Here is a 16,577-nt window from a genome sequence, read left to right on the forward strand (position 1 = left end):
AACTTCCTGGACACCCGACATGGAGCCGATGCGGCGTATCGCTTCGAGCGCTTTACGACCACTGCCGACAGCCACAAAAGAGCGTATCTTGCAGCGGCACACGTCATAATGTTCTTCTTGTTTGTCAAAGATGGCGTAGGGCCGCCACTCCTTTGGAGTCAAACAGGCGAGTTGGTTGGGGTGGCGGTATGGCTCGGGCTGGGGAAACTTTGCCAGAGCCAGATACCTTTTTGGGCGAAAAGGGCGGAGAGCGGACTGTGAGGTTGCGGCATTGCATCCCCAGCAATCAGCGGAAGCCGCCGCTCGCGGGTTCCATGGGGCGCGATGCGTTGCGCAGGAAGCGGAAATTCTCGGCTCCACTGTCGAACTTAGGATAAGCACAAAAAACTCAATCAACGAGACTATCGGGAAGACCTTAACTGGAGCAATCGTCGCACTTTGAACTTGGTATCGACTCCGACCTCAGGGTATTCATCGTGAGGTGACAAGTCAGCCACACGAGGTTTGCGACCTCAACTCGTTGTCTCGAAAGGTGTGTCGAAAATGCTTCAATCAATGATCTGACTGCTTTTAATGAATGAGATATTTGAAACGCAACATGCCGTGCAAGTCGGATATGATGATTCAAGCTGGAGCTCCCTAAGTTTTCGCGTCTTTATGTAAATGTTGTGTATAAGGACTGACTTCCCTGGCGCTTCCATGGCTGCCTTGGCAATGATAGCATCATCCAATCTAATATCCCTCCTCTTTTTCACCATAAGGTCTCGCCTCTTTGAAAGAGAGTCGGAGTTCCCTTCGGTAAAAGAAAGACGAAATTTATGAAATTCGCGCAACTGATCCATTGACCTTAGGTCTAAAACAGAACTCATCGGTGCGACAATGTCAGACATTACCACGACTGGAGTTGAATCGGCGTAACGAAACTCAGACCAGTCCTTAGCCATGGGCAGTCCTTCGCATATGCCATCAAGGAAAAAATATACACCTTGACCGAGCCACCCCTCTTCATCATCCCTTAAATAAAAGCCGCCTTCGAGGATATTATTTGCATATTGCAAGTTCGTTCCATGAAAAGCCCTTACGTAAAGCTGATTGAGATCAGATATGTCCGACACAAGTTCCGCCCTCAGATTTGTTCAAGAGTACGCTCTAAAATATCTCATTCGCAAAATGAAGCAAGGCGTTCTGGTTAGCATGGCGAAATTCTTTGCACTGGCAGCTGTTGCTTGTTTGGCAGGGCCGACGCTTTTGCAGGTAATATTGGGAGCGCTCGATCTATTTTTTCGAGGGGAGAATGTATCACTCGCCTCAGCATACCGAGTGGCAGGAGATTTTACATGGATGCAACCTGTCGCATTTTTCACGATGATCTCAATAAGTGTCATTTTTGTATACTTTGCAAATAGAGCTTCGAGCGGAAAGACCTCCAACCTTGTTAGCCTGAAGTCAATATTTGAAGGATTTCAATTCGGAAACTCATACGTATACTGCTATTTGGGAGACATTTCCCACATTACAGAGGCGCAGGTAATTGTAACATCAGAGGATACCAGCCTGGATCTTGGCTCAATTTCAGGAACATCAGTTTCAGGACGCGTCCGCAGGCTTGCAGCCGAAGTGAATGAGTGCGGAGAGGTGCAAGTCGACCATCTTCAGAATTACGTATTAGAGTGGAAGGCGCGCGTGGGAAAATATGACAACTTCGATTTAGGGCACACAGTTTTCATTCACGAAGCCTTCTGCGCCGAACGTTGCAATATTCAAGCCATCACCCTCGCCGTCGCAATACGAAAAAGACCACAAGGGGGTGTTGAATTTGATGACGGAGCCATACATAGAATAATAGGTGGGGCCATTCAAAATGCTTTGGCGTCAGGATATAGATCTATTTTTCTCCCCGTTTTCGGGTTGGGTAGCGGAGGCATTCCTTCGGAGCGCGCAGTCACCATAACGGTTCAAAGCGTTTGCAATGTTTTGCGTACAGAGAATAGGCGTATAATGGTTTACTTGGGGGTCTATAGAGAGGAAGACCTCGCTGATCTTATGATCGCCCTTAATTCTCAGGCTGGCAGGAGATGAATTTCGAAGAGATCAGGTTGGTCATTAAAAATGGAAGGTCTGGCACATTGGGTTATGCCAGTGGAGTCTTCGATGTTTTTCATACTGGGCATAGGGGATACTTGGAAATCTGCGCGTCACATTGCGGAACTCTAGTGGTTGGCGTCGACTCAGATCATAGAGTTCGGGAAATGAAAGGTGCGGATCGTCCGTATGATGATGAATACGTGAGGGTGGGAAATGTAGAAAACATCGGATTTATGTCATTTGTGAAACGCAGCACCTCACGCTTCTACATAGCCAAGCTCACTCCAGATGTGATTTTCATCCCAGAAAGCCAATCCGAAAAGCAGGAAAAAATTAATGGCTGGGGTTTCGGCGCAAACATTGTTATCATACCCGACACCCCAGGATTCTCTAGCACTGATATTATCAGACGTATTCGCTTTGAAAAAGATGGTGGGGGAGAGTAAGGCGATTCTCATATTCCTCAGAATCCTCCATCTTTCTCGAGGTAGGTAAGTCCCGCAGACAGAGCGATTACCTCCGAATGGACAGGTTAAACTCTCTTGCATGGTGTCCGCCGAATGAACTGAAACAATCAAAATGGGCTGTTTGCCCGGTCGCTGCGCCGTGCCTGAACGGTTGCTTTCAGGAAAAGCGCGTCGAGGCGCGACCGGCAGCTCAGGGCCGGGGTTATTCGTAACCGTGGATCTCGCGGTGCCAGGCCATATAAGCCACTTGGCCCCGCGTCAGCTTGATTTTTCGTTTCCTGACACCGAGTGCCTTACGTGTCGATTGCGTCAGGTCGTCTGAGATTATCATCTCACCCCGATCGGTGAAGCTGATAAAGCCCTGGTCGAAGAGCCTGTCCCATGTTGGCGACAGTAATAGCGCGTTCTCGGGATCGAGACATTCCCGCGGGTCCTTCCGGCAATCCCTCCATGGCTTGATGTGGGAGGCAACTAGGAGACTGCGCTCCTCGATCTCAGTGATCAGACAGCAACCGTATTTTTGGATGACGCGCCGTCGGAACAGTCCTTGGCCGATCCGAGCCTTGACGATTGCCTCGCGGGTTGTCTCGGGAAATGAGGTATCGATCAATACGTCGTGCTCGAGCGCGGCGATCTCCTCATGGGCATCAGCGTGGTCGATAGTATTTTGCTCGAGCCAGTCTCCCACCTCCGGTGTAATCCAGAAGGTCTTCTTGGATCTCCGCGGCACAATACCGAGGCTGCCGCAAAAGCTCTGATAATGCGAGTTGGCGGCTTCATCCACGACGTTCCAGATCGTGAAGCCGAACTGGGCACGCAAGATCTCCCGCACCCTAGTGGTGGTATGCCATCCATGCCGCCCCTCCAGCCGCCCATGTCCGAGCACAGTGTTTTCGGCATATCCAATGAAACGCGATGGGGCGAAGGCGATCCCATCGCTGGTGAGATAGGGGAGAAAGACCGACCCGCGACCGATCAGACCAGCATAAAGGCCCTTGACCTGACCGCCACCCTTCCGTGCTTCCTCCAATTCCGCGCAGTTGCATAGTAAGTCATCGTAGGTCTCGATCAGGTTCATTCCCATCCTCCCGAAGTGCTTCCGGCAGGAAGTGTGCGCCGACTGCGGTTTGGCAACATTTCATTCTGACCGTTCGCTTTGTCTCACGATAGCAGATCTATACCGGCTCGATTTCGCTGCACAAAGCACGAGCGTCGGGTTTGACGAAGCATCTCGGCAGTACCCGTCATGCATCGAGCGGCGGGAAAGGGCCGGGCACATCAATGGCCTAAGAGCATTCGCAAGGGGCGGGGAGCCACCCTTCTCATCCCTCCGGGAGTGCCGCTTTCGCAAAGCGTCCCGGAGGCTGGCCGGTGTGGCGGCTGAAGGCAGTACTGAAGGTGCTGGCGGAGCCATAGCCGACGCGTGCAGCGACTTCGTCCAGCGCAAGTCTGCCGCCGCGCAAGAGATTGCGGGCCACTGCCATGCGCCAAATGGTCAGGTATTCCATCGGCCGGCTGCCGACCATACGGGTGAACCGATCGAAGAAGGCCGAGCGCGACATGCCGGCCGCGTCGGCGAGGTCGGGAACCGTCCAAGCGCGGCTGATGTCGCCATGCAGTTTCCGCAGGGCGCTGGCGATGCGCGGATCTGCCAGGCCGCGCAGCAGGCCGGGCGCGGCAGTCCCGGCGGGCACAGCGCGCAGTGCCTCGATCAGCAGGATCTCGACAAGACGCGACAGGATCAGATCGCGGCCCACATCGTCGCGCGCGGCCTCCTCGCCCAGCATATGAACCAGCTGCGTCAGGCGGGGCACGCCGCGCAGATGGATCATCCGTGGCAAGAGCGTCACCAGCAGCGCCGCATCGGGTGCGGCAAAGGTGAACCAGCCGCCGAACTGCCGCATCTCGGGCGGGCCGTCCTGCTGGCCATGGCGAACCTCGTGCTGTGGCGGGGCGGTGCGGGCGTCGATGCGCCGCAGCGGGCCGGGGTTCAGGCTGGACATGCCGAAGCGCGGCGTGGCGGGCAGCAGCACGAAATCGCCGGCCTCGACGATGACCGGCGCTTCGCCTTCGACGGTCAGCCGGCAGCACCCCAGGGTCATCGCCGCAAAGGCCGGGCGGCCAAATTCGGTATATTCCACCGCCCAGCGACCTGCCGCGGTGATCCCCTTGGAGAACACCGCCTGCGGGCGCAAGAGTTCCATGACCTGGGCCAGAGGATCGGACATTCAGGACTTTCGCAAATTCCATCAGGATTTTCGATTGATGATCATCCTGATCATGCGCGCTAAATTCCTCTCGTCAACCGCAAACACCGGAGATCTTCCATGACCACCGTTCTCATCACCGGCGCCTCGTCTGGCTATGGGCTGGAAACTGCCCGCCATTTCCACGCCCAGGGCTGGACTGTCATCGCCACGATGCGGACCCCGCACCCCGGGCTCCTGCCCAAAGGTGTCCGCATCCTGCCGCTGGATGTCACCGATCCGGCCAGTATCAAAGCCGCCGTTGAAGCCGCCGGCCACATCGACGTGCTGGTGAACAACGCCGGCATCGGCCTTGTCGGTGCCTTCGAGGTCGCGCCGATGGCCTACGTCCGCAAGATGTTCGACACCAACACCTTCGGCACGATGGCCATGGTGCAGGCGGTGACCCCGCAGATGCGGGCGCGGCGCTCGGGGGTGATCGTGAACGTCACCTCCAGCGTGACGCTGGCGGCGATGCCGCTGGCCGCTGCCTATACCGCCAGCAAGCAGGCGATCGAAGGTTTCACCGGATCGCTGGCGCATGAGCTGGCGGCCTTCGGGGTGCGGGCAAAGCTGGTCGAGCCGGGCTATGCGCCGACCACGCGTTTCGCGCAGAATATCGACTTCGCCATCGAGGACATGATTCCCGAAGCCTATGCCGATTTCGCCCGGCCGATCTTTGCCGCCTTCGCCAACCCGACCCTGACCACCAGGGAAACCGACGTGGCGCAGGCCGTATTCCACGCCGCGACCGATGGCACCGACCGGCTGCGCTATCCCGCCGGGCCGGATGCCGTCGCCCTGGCCGCCTGAGATACGGAAGGCGTGCGGCAGATCGCAGTGCGGGGCCGTCCTGACCGGATAAGGTAGGACGTTCTCGCCTTGGCCCCACATTTCCACCCGTGCTTCGACCAGCTGCTTTGGAGGGCTTCACTGCGACCGAGCCACGCATTTGCTGCGGCATCAGATGAACGGATGCTTCCGGGGCTGCCAACTGGCAGCGTTGCGCCCAATCGACCGGCGGCATTGGGCCGAAATTACCGCGGGACCACGGTAAACAACAGGCTCGGCTGTCAGCCTTCAGATTTTCATGAAACGGCGCACCTGCGCAGACAAGGTGTTTGCCCTCTAGCGGCGGACAAACCGAGCCAAGGTACAATGGCCTCCAAAGGGCACATCCTGACGCGAAAGGGCAAATGCCCTGACTATCGACAACGGGAAATTTGGTCGGAGCGAGAGGATTCGAACCTCCGACCCCCTGCTCCCGAAGCAGGTGCGCTACCAGGCTGCGCTACGCTCCGACCGTGAGCGCGGAACTACAGAGTCGCCCGGGGATTTGCAAGGGGCTTTTCGCGGATTTTTCGATGCATCGCATGCGCCGCCTCTTTGAGGCTCCTCGTTTGCGTGTTTCCCCGGTGCCGGCTTTGGTCCAGCTCTGACCGGGACGCCGATGCGTGTTCCACGGCGGGAGCTGGCAGTGATCGTCACCGTGGAACTTGGCGCGGGCCTGCCTGATCAGGATGCCGCGGCGGGCAAGCTGATGACGGCACCTTCGCCCGTCGGCGGGCTTCCCGCGCCCTGTCGCGGGCGCGCTGGACGGACCATTCGTCGCTCTGTTCCGGAAGCGGGCGGCGACGATCCGCCCGCCGCGCCGGACCTTGCGGTCGGTGGCGCCGATCCACATGGAGGGTCAGCCACCTTCGGGAGGGTGGGGGAGGAACGCCTTCACCTTGCCGCGGGTCTCTTTGCAAAGCCTCGACACCCGGCTCGTGCGGCTCCCCGACATGCCTCTCAGCTGCCCGGGCGTGGCAGGAAGCTTGCCCGCGCCTGCGCCGCGCTGGCAAGCAGGAAGCCCTGATCCGACCCGGTGAGAAAGCTCGTCGCCCCGCGCGCGCGCAGATGGGCTAGTTCGACCGAATTGGCGGCCAGGATCATCACCGGCAGGCCCACGGCCACCGCCGCCGCAAGCACCCGGTTCACCGCCGCCTCGAGATCGCTGCCGCGCAGATTTCCGCCCATCGACACCGCCAGATCGGCGCGCCCGATGAAGATTGCATCAAGCCCTTCGACCGCGACGATTTCCTCGATCGTGCTGATTGCCTCGGCATCCTCGATCATCGCGATGACGGCACAGCGCGCATCCTGTTGCGCGAGATGCTGGGCCATGCCCAGGGTGCCGAAAGCACCCGCCCTCGTGCTCGGGGAAAAGCCCCGCGCGGCGGCATAGCGCGCCCGCGCCACCGCCTCGCGCGCAACCCGGGCATCGGTCACATGCGGCACCAGCACGCCATCGGCGCCGCAGTCGAGCACGCGCAGGATCTCCGAGGCGGTCCGCACGCGCACCAGCCCGGCCATGCCATGCGCCCGACAGGCAAGCACGATCGCATCGGTGGTCTCGGGGTTCAGCGGCGCATGTTCCTCGTCGATCACCGCGAAGTCGAAGCCGAGCTGGCCGAGGATTTCGGCCGGCTGTGTCGAGGGGATCTTCAGGAAGGTGCCGAGCAGCGGCTCGGTCTCCCGCAGGCGGGCACGAAAACCGCTCAGCATCGCGACCCGGCCCTTTCCGCGCCCGGGGCGCAGGCTGCCCGCGGCGCGGCGCAAAGCGGCACGGATCGCCGCGGGGCGGCGGCGGCTCGGAACAGAATGGTCTTTGACATGTTCACTCCTTTCAGGAAGACGGCCCGGGGCTGCCCGGGCCGGTCGGGGTCAGAACACCTTGACGAGGCGCAGCTGCACGGCGCTGTCGTATTTGTAGCCGCCTTCGACATTGAAATCGCGCGCCAGCAATCCCTGGATCTGGGTCGTGGGGTCGATGAAATGCGTCAGATAGAGGCGCAGCTGATCGCGGTGGGTCTTCAGGCCGGTCTCGGCGCCCGCCACCTTCTGCTTGCCGCCGCGCTGGCCGGAATAGCCGACCGTCAGCGAGGTGGCCGGCCCCCATTGCTTGCGCAGCATCGCCTGCAGCTGCCACGACGGGCTGCGGGAATGCTCGGCCCCGGCCTCGCGGTGATCGCCCTGGAAGGCGACGTCGAGCGCGCCGTCGAAGAAGAACCCGCCGCCCAGCCCCTGAATCACGCCGATCTGCGGCGTCAGCGACCAGGTGCCCTCGCCGATGCCGAGGCGTTCCGGGTCGTAGTTGCCGGTGGGCAGCGTCGCGAAGAGCGAGACGCCGAAGCTGGTGCCGGTCTCGGGCGTCTCGGGTTGCACCGGCCAGACCGTCAGGCCCAGCGTGGTGTCGCCAAGGCCGCTGCTGGTGGGCTGGTCCGCGCCGCCGATCCGGGCCCGGTCGATGTCGGCGAAGGGGATGACGAGGTGATAGGCCGCGGGCAGGTCGCCGAAGGCGGTGTAGTAGAGCCCGCGCAGGATCCCCACATTCGCCTCGAAGGACGAGCCCGGCACGGCAGCGCCGTTCACCTCGAGGCTGTCGGCGCTCAGGTGCTGCAGATAGAGCATGGCAAGTGCCGTGCCGCTGGGCAGGATCGTGTAGTCGGCCGGGCCGACGTCGATCGCGCGTGCAGGCAGCGCGGCAAGCGCAAGCGCAACCGCGCCGGCGCCCAGGGTCTGTGTCATCTTCATCAAGGTCTCCTCCCTTATGATGTGCGACGATGGTCAGCGTGCGGCGGCCTGCGGGTGCGGCTGCGCCAGCGAATAGGCGCCGCGGTGGTAAAGCAGCGGGTCGGTGTCGGTCTGCGCAAAGCCGGTGACGCGCCCGATCAGCAGCCAGTGGTCGCCACCATCAAGGACGGTCTCGCGGGCGCATTCGATCGTGGCGCAGGTGCCGGGCAGCAGCAGGCAGCCGCCCTGGCCCTCGGTCACCGCGACGCCGGCGAACTTGTCGTCGCCCCGCGCGGCGAAGGCGCGGCAGAGCGCGATCTGGTCATGCGCGAGGATATTGACCGCGAAATGGCTGGCGGCCTCGAACACCGGATAGCTCGCCGAGGTCTTCACCAGGCTCCACAGGATCAGCGGCGGATCGAGCGAGAGCGAATTGAAGCTGTTGGCGGTGACGCCGACGCGGCGGCCGCCGGCCTGCGCGGTGATCACCGTGATGCCGGTGGCAAAGCAGCCAAGCGCGGCGCGGAAGGCGCGCGGATCGAACCCGGTCGTGGCGGGGGAAGAAAGATCGGTCATGGGAACTCCTGTCAGGACGACGCGCAGGGCGCGCCGGCGCGGGGGCCCGGCCCGGGGGGAGGCCGGGCCGGGCGGGCTCAGAACAGGGACGGGTCCGGCTCGAGCCCCATCAGCGCGCGGCCGAGGATCTGCGCGCAGATGTCATAGTCGGTATAGGCATGGGCGGCGGTCATGTGGCTGTTGCGGAACAGCCGCTGCGCCTCGGCGTCGTCGAACCAGGCCGAACCGCCCGAGGCCTCGAACAGCCGGTCCACCGCGGCGACGAACATCTTCACCGCATAGGCCTGGTTGGTGCGCCAATAGGCCATCTTCTGCGCATCGGGGAAAACCCGGCGCTCGGCGTGGTCGCGCATGTCCTCCCAGGTCTTTTCCAGGAAGGCGCGGCCCGCCGCCACCTGATGCGCGCTTTCGGCCAGACGCATGCAGGCGGGGATCGACTGGCCGACCTTCGCGCCGGTATAGGCGCGCACGCGGCCCTGGGTGCGCTCGGTGTAAAGCGCGATCATCCGTTCCGCGATGCCGAGGCTGACCGAGGAGAAGCAGCTTGCGAAGACATAGATGAAGGGGACGTGGAAGATCTTGCTGTCGGGATAGAGATGTCCCCCTGCCGAGGTCAGGCTCATCAGCGCCGGCACGCTCTCGATGCGGTGGTTCGGCACGAAGGCGTCCTTGACCACCAGCGTCTTCGAGCCGGTGCCGCGCATCCCCTGGGTGAACCAGGTGTCGCGGATCTCGTAATCGGCGCGCGGCACGATCGCAAAGCTGTAGACCTTGCCGCCCTCGGGCGCGTCGCGCAGGAAGCCGAGGATCGCCCATTGCGCATGGTCGCAGCCCGAGGACCAGCCGAACTCGCCCGAAAAGCGCACCCCGCCCTCGACCTCGACCGACTTGCCATAGGGCGCGATCGAGGAGGAGGCGACGGTGTCCGGGTCCTCGCCCCAGATCTCGTCCTGCAGCTCGCGCGAATAAAGCGCGATCTGGTGGTTGTGCTCGGCCAGCAGCGAGAAGGCCCAGGCGGTCGAGCCGCAGGCGGTGGCGATCAGCGCGATGCAGTTCTCGAACTCGGGCACCGGCAGCTCGAGCCCGCCATAGGCCCTGGGCTGAAAGGCGCGGTGCAGGCCGGTGGCCTTCAGCAGCGCGATGTTCTCCTTCGGGACCATGCGGCCCTCTTCGGCCTGCACGGCATTCGCCGCGATCTGCGGCAGGATCGCGCGGATGCGCTCGATCATGGTGGTGGACGCGTCGAACATGGGTTCCTCCCTTTGGTCGGTGTCGTGGTCTGCCGGCGGCGTCAGCCCCGGCTCAGAAAGGCGAGCGCGGCGTCGCGGAAGCGGATGTCGGCGGTCAGGCCGACATGGCCGGTTCCGGCGATCAGCTGATGCGCGGCGCCGGGCAGCGCGGCGCGCAGGCGCGCATCGGGCTGTGCCACCGCATCGTCGCGGCTGTTGAAGATCAGGACCGGCGCGCGCACCTGCGCGAGCCGCGCCTCGGTCAGCACCGGGTTCGCCGGCCGCTCCAGCACCGCGGCGAGGCAGGCCGGATCGGACGCGCTGCGCTGCGCATAGTCGACGAGGGCCGCGACCTGCGGCGAGAGCGGCTCCTGCGCCGCACCGCGCAGCGCGGCGACAAGCGCGGGACCGGCCTGTTCCGGCGCAAAAAGATTGTCGCCGATCCCGCCCAGCACCAGCCGCCCGTTCGCGCCGGGGCGCCGCGCCTCGAGTTCAAGCAGCAGCTTGGTGCCGAGCGAGAAGCCGATCGCACCAAACAGATCGCCCGGCAACCGCGCCGCCAGATCGCCGGCAAGGTCGGCATAATCGGCCGGATCGTGCGATCCGCCCTGCGGGCCATGGCCGGCGATGTCGAGCCCCACCGGCTCGAACCCCGCCGCGCGCAGGGCCGCGTCCCAGCCGTCGGCCTGCCAGGTCGCGGCGTAGGAGCCGCCCCAGCCATGGATCAGCGCGACCTTTCTCATGTCGTCTCTCCCCTTGCCGCGGCGGCGGCCTGCTTCAGGTCGGGCGTGTCGGCGCCGGCGAAGATCAGCGCGCCGGTGACGCAGGCAAGGCGCCAGCCCGCCGCGGTCTCGACACAGTCGAAGGTGAAATCGGCAAGCGACGACGGCGGCCCAAGCGCGACCGGGCGCGCCCCGGTGCCGGAAAACACCGTGATCGTCGCCGCCAGTCGCATACCCTCGCCGCTCAACACCCGCAGGTTCGTACACAGATGGCGGGTGAGGCGCCCGCGCGCGGCCGAGAGCGCACGGCGCGCGGTGAAATAGCGCGCCAGCGCCGCCTGCCCCTCGGCGCGAAAGCTCTCGATGACCAGCGCGCCGTCCGGAATGAACAGCTCCGGCCCGTCGATCGGCGCCGTTTCGTCGACGCAGGCCCAGAAGCGCAGGACCAGATCCTCGAGCATGTGGAACTGCTGGCAGGTGAGTGTCATGGGATGCCCTCCGTTCGGGCGGCTCCCCGCGCGGGGAAGACGCCCTGCTCCTGCAGTTACGAGCCGACCGTCATGAAGGTCTCGGCCATCTCATAGCCCCAGCCGTTCATCACCTCGGGCATCTGCGCGGGCACGATGTCGACGCAAAGCGGCGTCGCGTCGTCGGCGAACTGCTCCATCCCCGAGGAGAACTCGTTGCGGTTGCCGAAGGGGTCGAAGATGTAGGCGTAATTGTTGGTGCCGAAGCCGGTCGAGGAGCCCAGCCCCGCATTGTGGCGGCCCGGGCCGAATTCCCAGCGGTGGCCGGTCTCCATCAGCCGGTCGGAGAGGCGGAAATAGTGGTTGCCGTCCTCGACCGCGAAGGCGACGTGATGCAGCCGGTGCGCCGGGTTCACTGCCTTCATATAGGCGATGTCGTGGTCATAGGCCGAGCCGCGCAGCCAGATCCCCGCGAGCTTGCCTTCGACCGAGATGTTCAGCGACGACTTGAAGCCGATCATCATCAGGAAGTCGCGCATCACCTCGGGCTCGACCTCGCCGAGCAGGTTGATGTGGTCCATGTCGCAGGGCACATGCGAGCCGCGGCCGTCGAAATCCGAGATCCCGGCGCGGCGCTCGGCCCCGCCGGTGGCCAGCCGCAGCTGATGCCCCGAGGGCAGGTGGAATTTCAGCGCCGCGCCCTCGCCCGGACGGCTGTCGCCGGCGAAACGTTCATGCGCCACGCCCTCGCGCGTCAGGATCGCGCCGACCCGGTCGAGATCCTCCTCGTCATCGACGCCGAAGGTGAAATTGTCGAGCGAGCAGGTGCCCTTCACCAGCGTCAGATCGGCGGCCGTGCCGCGGCAGGCCAGATGCGCGCTGTCGTCGCTGCGGCTCAGCACCGTCAAGCCCAGAACGTCCTCGTACCAGCTCAGCGCCTTGCCGATGTCGCCGACATAGATCGCGGCGTGGTCGATGCGGTTGATCCCCATGTCTTGGTCCTTCTCGTGTTCAGTCAATGGTGTTCGCTGCGGCGGCCACGGGATGTGGCGCCGGATGTCGCAAGCGGCGGTGGCAGAGGGGACGCCCGGGGCAGACCCCGGCCCTTGCGCACCCGATGCGCGCAGCCCGCCGCGAAATGTCATGGAATGTTCGGCCCGCGGCCCCACGCCGACCGGCGCAGGCCCCACGCGGCACGGACCGGCTCAGCCCGGTCGCATTGCGTCAGCCATCGTGATCTCCTCCGTTCGGCTCTTCCGGGCCGATCCTCTCCCTTGCAGCCCTCCAAGCTGCCCGGAAAGACTACGACAGAATGTCAAAATGACAAATCGTCATTTTACAAATTCCACCAGACGGAATAACTTCGGGACACATTCGATTTTCCGCCGCCCTGCCAGGGGCGCGGGGACAGCTTTTGCAGGACGAGATTTCAAATGGTTGACAGACCGCGGCCGGGCCAGAGCAAGCCCCGCACTCCCCCTTCCCGGAACGGCCTGTCCCCAACGCCGGACAGTGTGGCCGGACCCGTTCCGCCACCGCAAAGCTGGACCTCGGGGACAATCCGCCCCATACCGGAAGGCGCGGCCGGCACGGCGCCGCAACGCGGCAGGCCGGGCGATTCTCCGGCTCGGATGCAGGGGCAGCAAGACCGGTTCATGGCGGAAAACGACGACAGCCAGCTTTCGACCCTCGGCTACCGGACCGCCGGCAGCGGGCGCCGCGCCGAGATCGGCGCCGCCCGCCGCGCCCGCTCGCGCAACACGATCCTGACCGCCGCCTTCACCTGCTTTGGCCAGGAGACCGGCCAGGCCTCGCGGATCGAGGACATCTGCAAATGCGCCGGCGTCGCGCGCGGCACCTTCTACAACCACTTCGAGGATCTCGGGCAGCTGAAATACCAGCTCCTCGAGGAGCTGACCGGCGAGTTCGACCGCGCCGTCCACCTGATGTTCGCGGCGCTCGAGGGCCCGGCCGAGCAGACCGCCGTCGCGATCCGCTATTATCTGCACGCCGCCGGGAAAAACTCCGCCTGGGGCTGGGCGATGATCCACTCGAGCGCGCCGGGCCACACCTTCGGCGAAACGGTCTGGCACAATTCGCTGGTGACGATCCGGCGCGGCCTCGATCAGGGCGTGTTCACCATCAGCTCGGCCGAGATCGGCCGAGACATCCTGATGGGGGCGGTCGCGGCGGCGATGGTCTCGATCACCCAGGGCGCCACGCCCGCGGATTACCCCGAGCAGATCGCGCGTCACATCCTGCTGGCCTTCGGCATGACCGCGGCCGAGGCGCAGGAGATCGCCACCCGGCCGCTGCCGGTGCTGCCGGCGATTGCACATGAAAAGATCGTCATCGCCAGCATGCCGGCGCTTGGCGAGATCGGCGGCCCGGAGCAGCCGGGCGGGCGCTGAACGCCGCGCCCTATTCGATTGCGGTGTGCGCCGTCGGATAGTCGTCCGCATTCAGAACCCAGCCTGCGTGCTGCGAGAAATCCATCCGCGGCGGGGCGAAGATGTCGACGATCTGCGCCTCGGGCGAGGTCCAGAGCGTGGTGTGCAGCGCTGGCGGCGGCAGCACCGTGGCCGAGGGGCTGGAACAGGCAATGCGCATGTCGGGCAGCCAATGCGCCTGATCCGGCGTCCAGGGCCAGCGCAGGAAATGCTCGAACTCCCCCGCCAGCGTCAGCGAAACCTGCTCGAAGCTCGCATGAAAATGCGGCGAGACCTTCGCGGTGTCGCGCGGTGCGGTGAAGCGCGGCAGGATGTTCACCATCAGTGTGGTGCAGCGGAAGATGCGGCCAAAGCGCCCCTCCTGCGGCGCCACGTCCAGATCATAGGCGCGCAGCCGGAAGCCTGCGGGCGGGTCGGGCCAGGGCTGGAACGGCGGGATGCAGGGATTGACCGCGGCCGGCCGCACCTCGGGCGGGCATTGCGCCACGAGGTCGGCGGAACGGCTGGTGAAGACGAAGGTCACCGTGCCACGGCCCTGCAGCGTCACCCGGCTGTCGCCCGGCGGCACGATGAACAGGTGGTTGCCCGGGTGATCCTCGACCCGGCCCGCACCGGTGGCGATGGTGAAACGCACCCCGGGCTCGAGGGAGAAGACCATGTATTCGTCGAGCTGGCCGGAGCGGGTGAATTCCGCCATGCCGTCCAACTCGACCACCCGCAGCACCATCTGCGTCGCGCCGAGCATCCAGGCCCGCCAGCCCGCGCCCGCCGCATGCGGCGGGGCATCGTGGAAGCGGCTGACCTGCGGCAGGCAGAACGGCCCGGTCGCCACTGTCTCGGCCGGAGCGGTCTTGAGGAGCGCCTTGCGCGGGTCGCTGTCGTCGAACATGGGGCTGTCTCTCCGTCTTCATGCCGGTCCACAGCTCTCACAGCACCACAGAGGGTGCACGCAAAACCTGTGCCAGTTCCACGAGGCGGAATTGACGCCCGCCGCGCTTGAGCCACTGCCCGTGCGATGAGACGGTCCCCCCGAAGCAGAGGGAGAGACAGATGACAGGCACGCTGGTGATCGTCGCGCATCCGGATCTGGCGCACAGCCGGATCAATGCCGCCTGGGCCGCGGCGGCCCGCGGCTGCGAGGGCTGCACCGTCCATGACCTTTATGCCGAGACCCCCGGCGGCCGGATCGATGGCGCGCGCGAACGCGCGCGGATCGACGCCCATGACCGGATCGTGCTGCAATTCCCGCTGACCTGGTATTCCTGCCCGCCGCTGTTGTCGGAATGGATGGGCGCGGTCCTGCAACGGGGTTGGGCCTATGGTCCGGGCGGGCGGGCGCTGCGGCTGAAGACGCTCGGCATCGCGGTCTCGACCGGCTCGAACGGTGCGGATTACAGCCCCGATGGCCGCTACGGCCACACGCTCGACGCAGTCACCTTGCCCTTCGAGTTGCTGGCGATCCATACCGGCATGCATTATCTGCCCGCCTTCACCCTGACCGGCGTGCGCGACTGCGACGACGCGGCGCTCGCGCAATCGGCCGCGCGCTATGCCCGCCACCTGTGCCATGCCGCGCCGCGCCGCATCGCCTCGGGCGCCGATGACGCCCGCGCGAAGACCCGTTACCCGACTGCCTGAGCGCCGCTCTCGCAGGCCGCGACGGCGGCGCGCAGCTCGGCCTTCAGCGCCGGCACATCGACCTGCGCGCGGGCGAAATAGGTGACGCCGAGCGTGCCGACGAGCTTTGCGCCAAGCCGCAGCGGCAGCGCGAGCGAATGGGTCTCGGGCTGGACATTGCCGCTGCGCTCGCCAAAGCCGCTGGCGCGGGTCATCGCCACCACGGCCGCCGCGCGCTCCTCGATCGCCTGCGCCTCGGCCGGGGTCGCGGCGGATTGCTGCAGCAGCGCGACCAGATGGCGCCGCTCGGCCGTCGGGCAGAAGGCGAGATAGGCGCGGCCATGGGCATAGTCGAGCAGCGTCATCCGCCGGTTGATCGTCGACTGGTAATGCGACAGCGGGCTCATCGGGATCGTGCTGAAGCGGATCACCAGCGCGTCGACGTCGAGCGTGGCAAGCGCCGCCGGCCACAGGGTGCGCCGGGTCAGCGTTTCGGCGGCCTGCCGCGCGACCTCAAAAACCTGTGGCAGCCCGTGATGCCCGGCCCCGAGTGCGGTGACCTTCTCGGTCACGCAATAGCCCGCGGTCCGGCCCAGCTTGCGCACATAGCCTGCGGCAATCAGCGTTTCGAGCAACCGCACCACCGTTGGCGCCGGCAGGCAGGTCTGCGCCGCCAGATCCTGCACCCGGACCACGGCGACCCGGTTCATGAATTCGAGCAGCTGCAAGGTGCGTTCGACCGAGCGCACGGTTTTCGAAGGCGTTGGCGTCATCGGATCGGTCCGGGGGCGAGGCATCTCGCCGAGCATCCGATACCGCGGGGGGCAAAAATGCAAGCCGCTCCGGTTGCGCCGGCCGGGGCCGGACCTTGGCGGCCCTGACCCTTTGGGCTCTCCTTTCCCACGCGGGTCTGCGGGATGAGATCGGCCGTCGGGCCGGTCGTTCCGGACAAGCGCGCCGGGCGAGGCGCCCTCGACATGCGCAAGCCTTCGGCGCGCTTCGAGCGGTGTCGGCTTCCCCGGCGTTGAGGATCTGGCCCCCGACGGCATCGGCCTGACGATGAAGATCCGGGGCGTCTGCCTCAGATCGTGGACAGAGGCCACTGCGGTCATCGCGCCGGGTTTCTCAGCGGGACAGGCGCCTCCCGGTCGCGTTGATCCCTG

Annotated in this window: 17 protein-coding genes and 1 tRNA gene; 5 read left to right on the plus strand and 13 right to left on the minus strand. The window is 64.4% G+C overall.

Annotation, left to right across the window (positions count from 1 at the left end; translation table 11 throughout):
- Nucleotides 1–548: 548 nt before the first annotated feature.
- Nucleotides 549–1,115, minus strand: a complete 567-nt coding sequence (locus EOW66_RS13050) for a hypothetical protein (RefSeq protein ID WP_128156767.1) — start codon at nucleotides 1,113–1,115, stop codon at nucleotides 549–551.
- Here EOW66_RS13050 and EOW66_RS13055 point away from each other — a divergent pair.
- Nucleotides 1,105–2,079 (plus strand): hypothetical protein, encoded by a 975-nt coding sequence (locus tag EOW66_RS13055; RefSeq protein ID WP_164881127.1) that lies wholly within the window; start codon nucleotides 1,105–1,107, stop codon nucleotides 2,077–2,079. The genes EOW66_RS13050 and EOW66_RS13055 overlap by 11 nt on opposite strands.
- A complete protein-coding gene (locus EOW66_RS13060; protein ID WP_128156769.1) occupies nucleotides 2,076–2,531 on the plus strand; it encodes an adenylyltransferase/cytidyltransferase family protein in 456 nt (151 codons plus the stop codon). The genes EOW66_RS13055 and EOW66_RS13060 overlap by 4 nt, the downstream gene beginning before the upstream one ends.
- Nucleotides 2,532–2,754: 223 nt before the next feature.
- On the opposite strand, the gene EOW66_RS13065 is transcribed toward EOW66_RS13060, so the two are convergent.
- A complete protein-coding gene (locus EOW66_RS13065; protein WP_164881128.1) occupies nucleotides 2,755–3,630 on the minus strand; it encodes an HNH endonuclease in 876 nt (291 codons plus the stop codon).
- Between the two features lie 244 nt (nucleotides 3,631–3,874).
- Nucleotides 3,875–4,780 (minus strand): AraC family transcriptional regulator, encoded by a 906-nt coding sequence (locus tag EOW66_RS13070; RefSeq protein ID WP_128156771.1) that lies wholly within the window; start codon nucleotides 4,778–4,780, stop codon nucleotides 3,875–3,877.
- A 99-nt stretch (nucleotides 4,781–4,879) separates the two neighbouring features.
- Here EOW66_RS13070 and EOW66_RS13075 point away from each other — a divergent pair, with 99 nt between their 5' ends.
- The gene (locus EOW66_RS13075) at nucleotides 4,880–5,611 is read left to right on the plus strand and encodes an SDR family oxidoreductase (RefSeq protein WP_128156772.1); all 732 of its coding nucleotides are present in this window, start codon (nucleotides 4,880–4,882) and stop codon (nucleotides 5,609–5,611) included.
- A 411-nt stretch (nucleotides 5,612–6,022) separates the two neighbouring features.
- On the opposite strand, the gene EOW66_RS13080 is transcribed toward EOW66_RS13075, so the two are convergent.
- The 8 genes from EOW66_RS13080 to EOW66_RS13115 form a co-directional block, all read right to left on the minus strand.
- Nucleotides 6,023–6,099: transfer RNA gene (locus EOW66_RS13080), tRNA-Pro, on the minus strand.
- Between the two features lie 490 nt (nucleotides 6,100–6,589).
- On the minus strand, nucleotides 6,590–7,345 hold the full coding sequence (locus EOW66_RS13085) for an HpcH/HpaI aldolase family protein (RefSeq protein ID WP_128156773.1): 756 nt from the start codon (nucleotides 7,343–7,345) through the stop codon (nucleotides 6,590–6,592).
- Nucleotides 7,346–7,504: 159 nt separating this feature from the next.
- The gene (locus tag EOW66_RS13090; RefSeq protein ID WP_128156774.1) at nucleotides 7,505–8,374 is read right to left on the minus strand and encodes a transporter; all 870 of its coding nucleotides are present in this window, start codon (nucleotides 8,372–8,374) and stop codon (nucleotides 7,505–7,507) included.
- Between the two features lie 33 nt (nucleotides 8,375–8,407).
- Nucleotides 8,408–8,929, minus strand: a complete 522-nt coding sequence (locus EOW66_RS13095; protein ID WP_128156775.1) for a flavin reductase family protein — start codon at nucleotides 8,927–8,929, stop codon at nucleotides 8,408–8,410.
- A gap of 77 nt (nucleotides 8,930–9,006) precedes the next feature.
- On the minus strand, nucleotides 9,007–10,179 hold the full coding sequence (locus EOW66_RS13100; protein ID WP_128156776.1) for a p-hydroxyphenylacetate 3-hydroxylase oxygenase component: 1,173 nt from the start codon (nucleotides 10,177–10,179) through the stop codon (nucleotides 9,007–9,009).
- 41 nt (nucleotides 10,180–10,220) lie between these two features.
- Entirely contained in the window at nucleotides 10,221–10,901 is a 681-nt protein-coding gene (locus tag EOW66_RS13105) for an alpha/beta fold hydrolase (protein WP_128156777.1), read from the minus strand.
- Nucleotides 10,898–11,368, minus strand: coding sequence for a nuclear transport factor 2 family protein (locus tag EOW66_RS13110; RefSeq protein WP_128156778.1), 471 nt, complete (start codon nucleotides 11,366–11,368; stop codon nucleotides 10,898–10,900). The genes EOW66_RS13105 and EOW66_RS13110 overlap by 4 nt, the downstream gene beginning before the upstream one ends.
- 56 nt (nucleotides 11,369–11,424) lie before the next feature.
- Nucleotides 11,425–12,339: a VOC family protein gene (locus EOW66_RS13115; protein WP_128156779.1), complete on the minus strand. Its 915-nt coding sequence runs from the start codon at nucleotides 12,337–12,339 to the stop codon at nucleotides 11,425–11,427.
- A 663-nt stretch (nucleotides 12,340–13,002) separates the two neighbouring features.
- Between EOW66_RS13115 and EOW66_RS13120 the strand changes: the two genes are divergently transcribed.
- Nucleotides 13,003–13,758, plus strand: coding sequence for a TetR/AcrR family transcriptional regulator (locus EOW66_RS13120; protein WP_128156780.1), 756 nt, complete (start codon nucleotides 13,003–13,005; stop codon nucleotides 13,756–13,758).
- A gap of 10 nt (nucleotides 13,759–13,768) precedes the next feature.
- Here EOW66_RS13120 and EOW66_RS13125 read toward each other — a convergent pair whose 3' ends face one another.
- On the minus strand, nucleotides 13,769–14,686 hold the full coding sequence (locus tag EOW66_RS13125; RefSeq protein WP_128156781.1) for a hypothetical protein: 918 nt from the start codon (nucleotides 14,684–14,686) through the stop codon (nucleotides 13,769–13,771).
- Between the two features lie 161 nt (nucleotides 14,687–14,847).
- On the opposite strand from EOW66_RS13125, the gene EOW66_RS13130 reads away from it, so the two are divergent.
- Entirely contained in the window at nucleotides 14,848–15,435 is a 588-nt protein-coding gene (locus EOW66_RS13130; RefSeq protein WP_128156782.1) for an NAD(P)H-dependent oxidoreductase, read from the plus strand.
- Here the strand turns inward: EOW66_RS13130 and EOW66_RS13135 are convergent.
- Nucleotides 15,420–16,187: a DNA-binding transcriptional regulator gene (locus EOW66_RS13135; RefSeq protein ID WP_128156783.1), complete on the minus strand. Its 768-nt coding sequence runs from the start codon at nucleotides 16,185–16,187 to the stop codon at nucleotides 15,420–15,422. The genes EOW66_RS13130 and EOW66_RS13135 overlap by 16 nt on opposite strands.
- Nucleotides 16,188–16,577: the final 390 nt, after the last annotated feature.

The organism is Paenirhodobacter huangdaonensis (assembly GCF_004022465.1).
GTDB lineage: Bacteria > Pseudomonadota > Alphaproteobacteria > Rhodobacterales > Rhodobacteraceae > Rhodobacter > Rhodobacter huangdaonensis.

What these genes read in the sequence shown, in the direction of transcription:
- EOW66_RS13075 (WP_128156772.1), top strand. Translation starts at nt 4,880, where the DNA reads ATGACCACCGTTCTCATCACCGGCGCCTCGTCTGGCTATGGGCTGGAA.
- EOW66_RS13115 (WP_128156779.1), bottom strand. Translation starts at nt 12,339, where the DNA reads ATGGGGATCAACCGCATCGACCACGCCGCGATCTATGTCGGCGACATC.
- EOW66_RS13120 (WP_128156780.1), top strand. Translation starts at nt 13,003, where the DNA reads ATGGCGGAAAACGACGACAGCCAGCTTTCGACCCTCGGCTACCGGACC.
- EOW66_RS13125 (WP_128156781.1), bottom strand. Translation starts at nt 14,686, where the DNA reads ATGTTCGACGACAGCGACCCGCGCAAGGCGCTCCTCAAGACCGCTCCG.
- EOW66_RS13135 (WP_128156783.1), bottom strand. Translation starts at nt 16,187, where the DNA reads ATGACGCCAACGCCTTCGAAAACCGTGCGCTCGGTCGAACGCACCTTG.
- EOW66_RS13065 (WP_164881128.1), bottom strand. Translation starts at nt 3,630, where the DNA reads ATGAACCTGATCGAGACCTACGATGACTTACTATGCAACTGCGCGGAA.
- EOW66_RS13090 (WP_128156774.1), bottom strand. Translation starts at nt 8,374, where the DNA reads ATGAAGATGACACAGACCCTGGGCGCCGGCGCGGTTGCGCTTGCGCTT.
- EOW66_RS13110 (WP_128156778.1), bottom strand. Translation starts at nt 11,368, where the DNA reads ATGACACTCACCTGCCAGCAGTTCCACATGCTCGAGGATCTGGTCCTG.
- EOW66_RS13130 (WP_128156782.1), top strand. Translation starts at nt 14,848, where the DNA reads ATGACAGGCACGCTGGTGATCGTCGCGCATCCGGATCTGGCGCACAGC.
- EOW66_RS13085 (WP_128156773.1), bottom strand. Translation starts at nt 7,345, where the DNA reads ATGCTGAGCGGTTTTCGTGCCCGCCTGCGGGAGACCGAGCCGCTGCTC.
- EOW66_RS13070 (WP_128156771.1), bottom strand. Translation starts at nt 4,780, where the DNA reads ATGTCCGATCCTCTGGCCCAGGTCATGGAACTCTTGCGCCCGCAGGCG.
- EOW66_RS13105 (WP_128156777.1), bottom strand. Translation starts at nt 10,901, where the DNA reads ATGAGAAAGGTCGCGCTGATCCATGGCTGGGGCGGCTCCTACGCCGCG.
- EOW66_RS13060 (WP_128156769.1), top strand. Translation starts at nt 2,076, where the DNA reads ATGAATTTCGAAGAGATCAGGTTGGTCATTAAAAATGGAAGGTCTGGC.
- EOW66_RS13055 (WP_164881127.1), top strand. Translation starts at nt 1,105, where the DNA reads ATGTCCGACACAAGTTCCGCCCTCAGATTTGTTCAAGAGTACGCTCTA.
- EOW66_RS13095 (WP_128156775.1), bottom strand. Translation starts at nt 8,929, where the DNA reads ATGACCGATCTTTCTTCCCCCGCCACGACCGGGTTCGATCCGCGCGCC.
- EOW66_RS13100 (WP_128156776.1), bottom strand. Translation starts at nt 10,179, where the DNA reads ATGTTCGACGCGTCCACCACCATGATCGAGCGCATCCGCGCGATCCTG.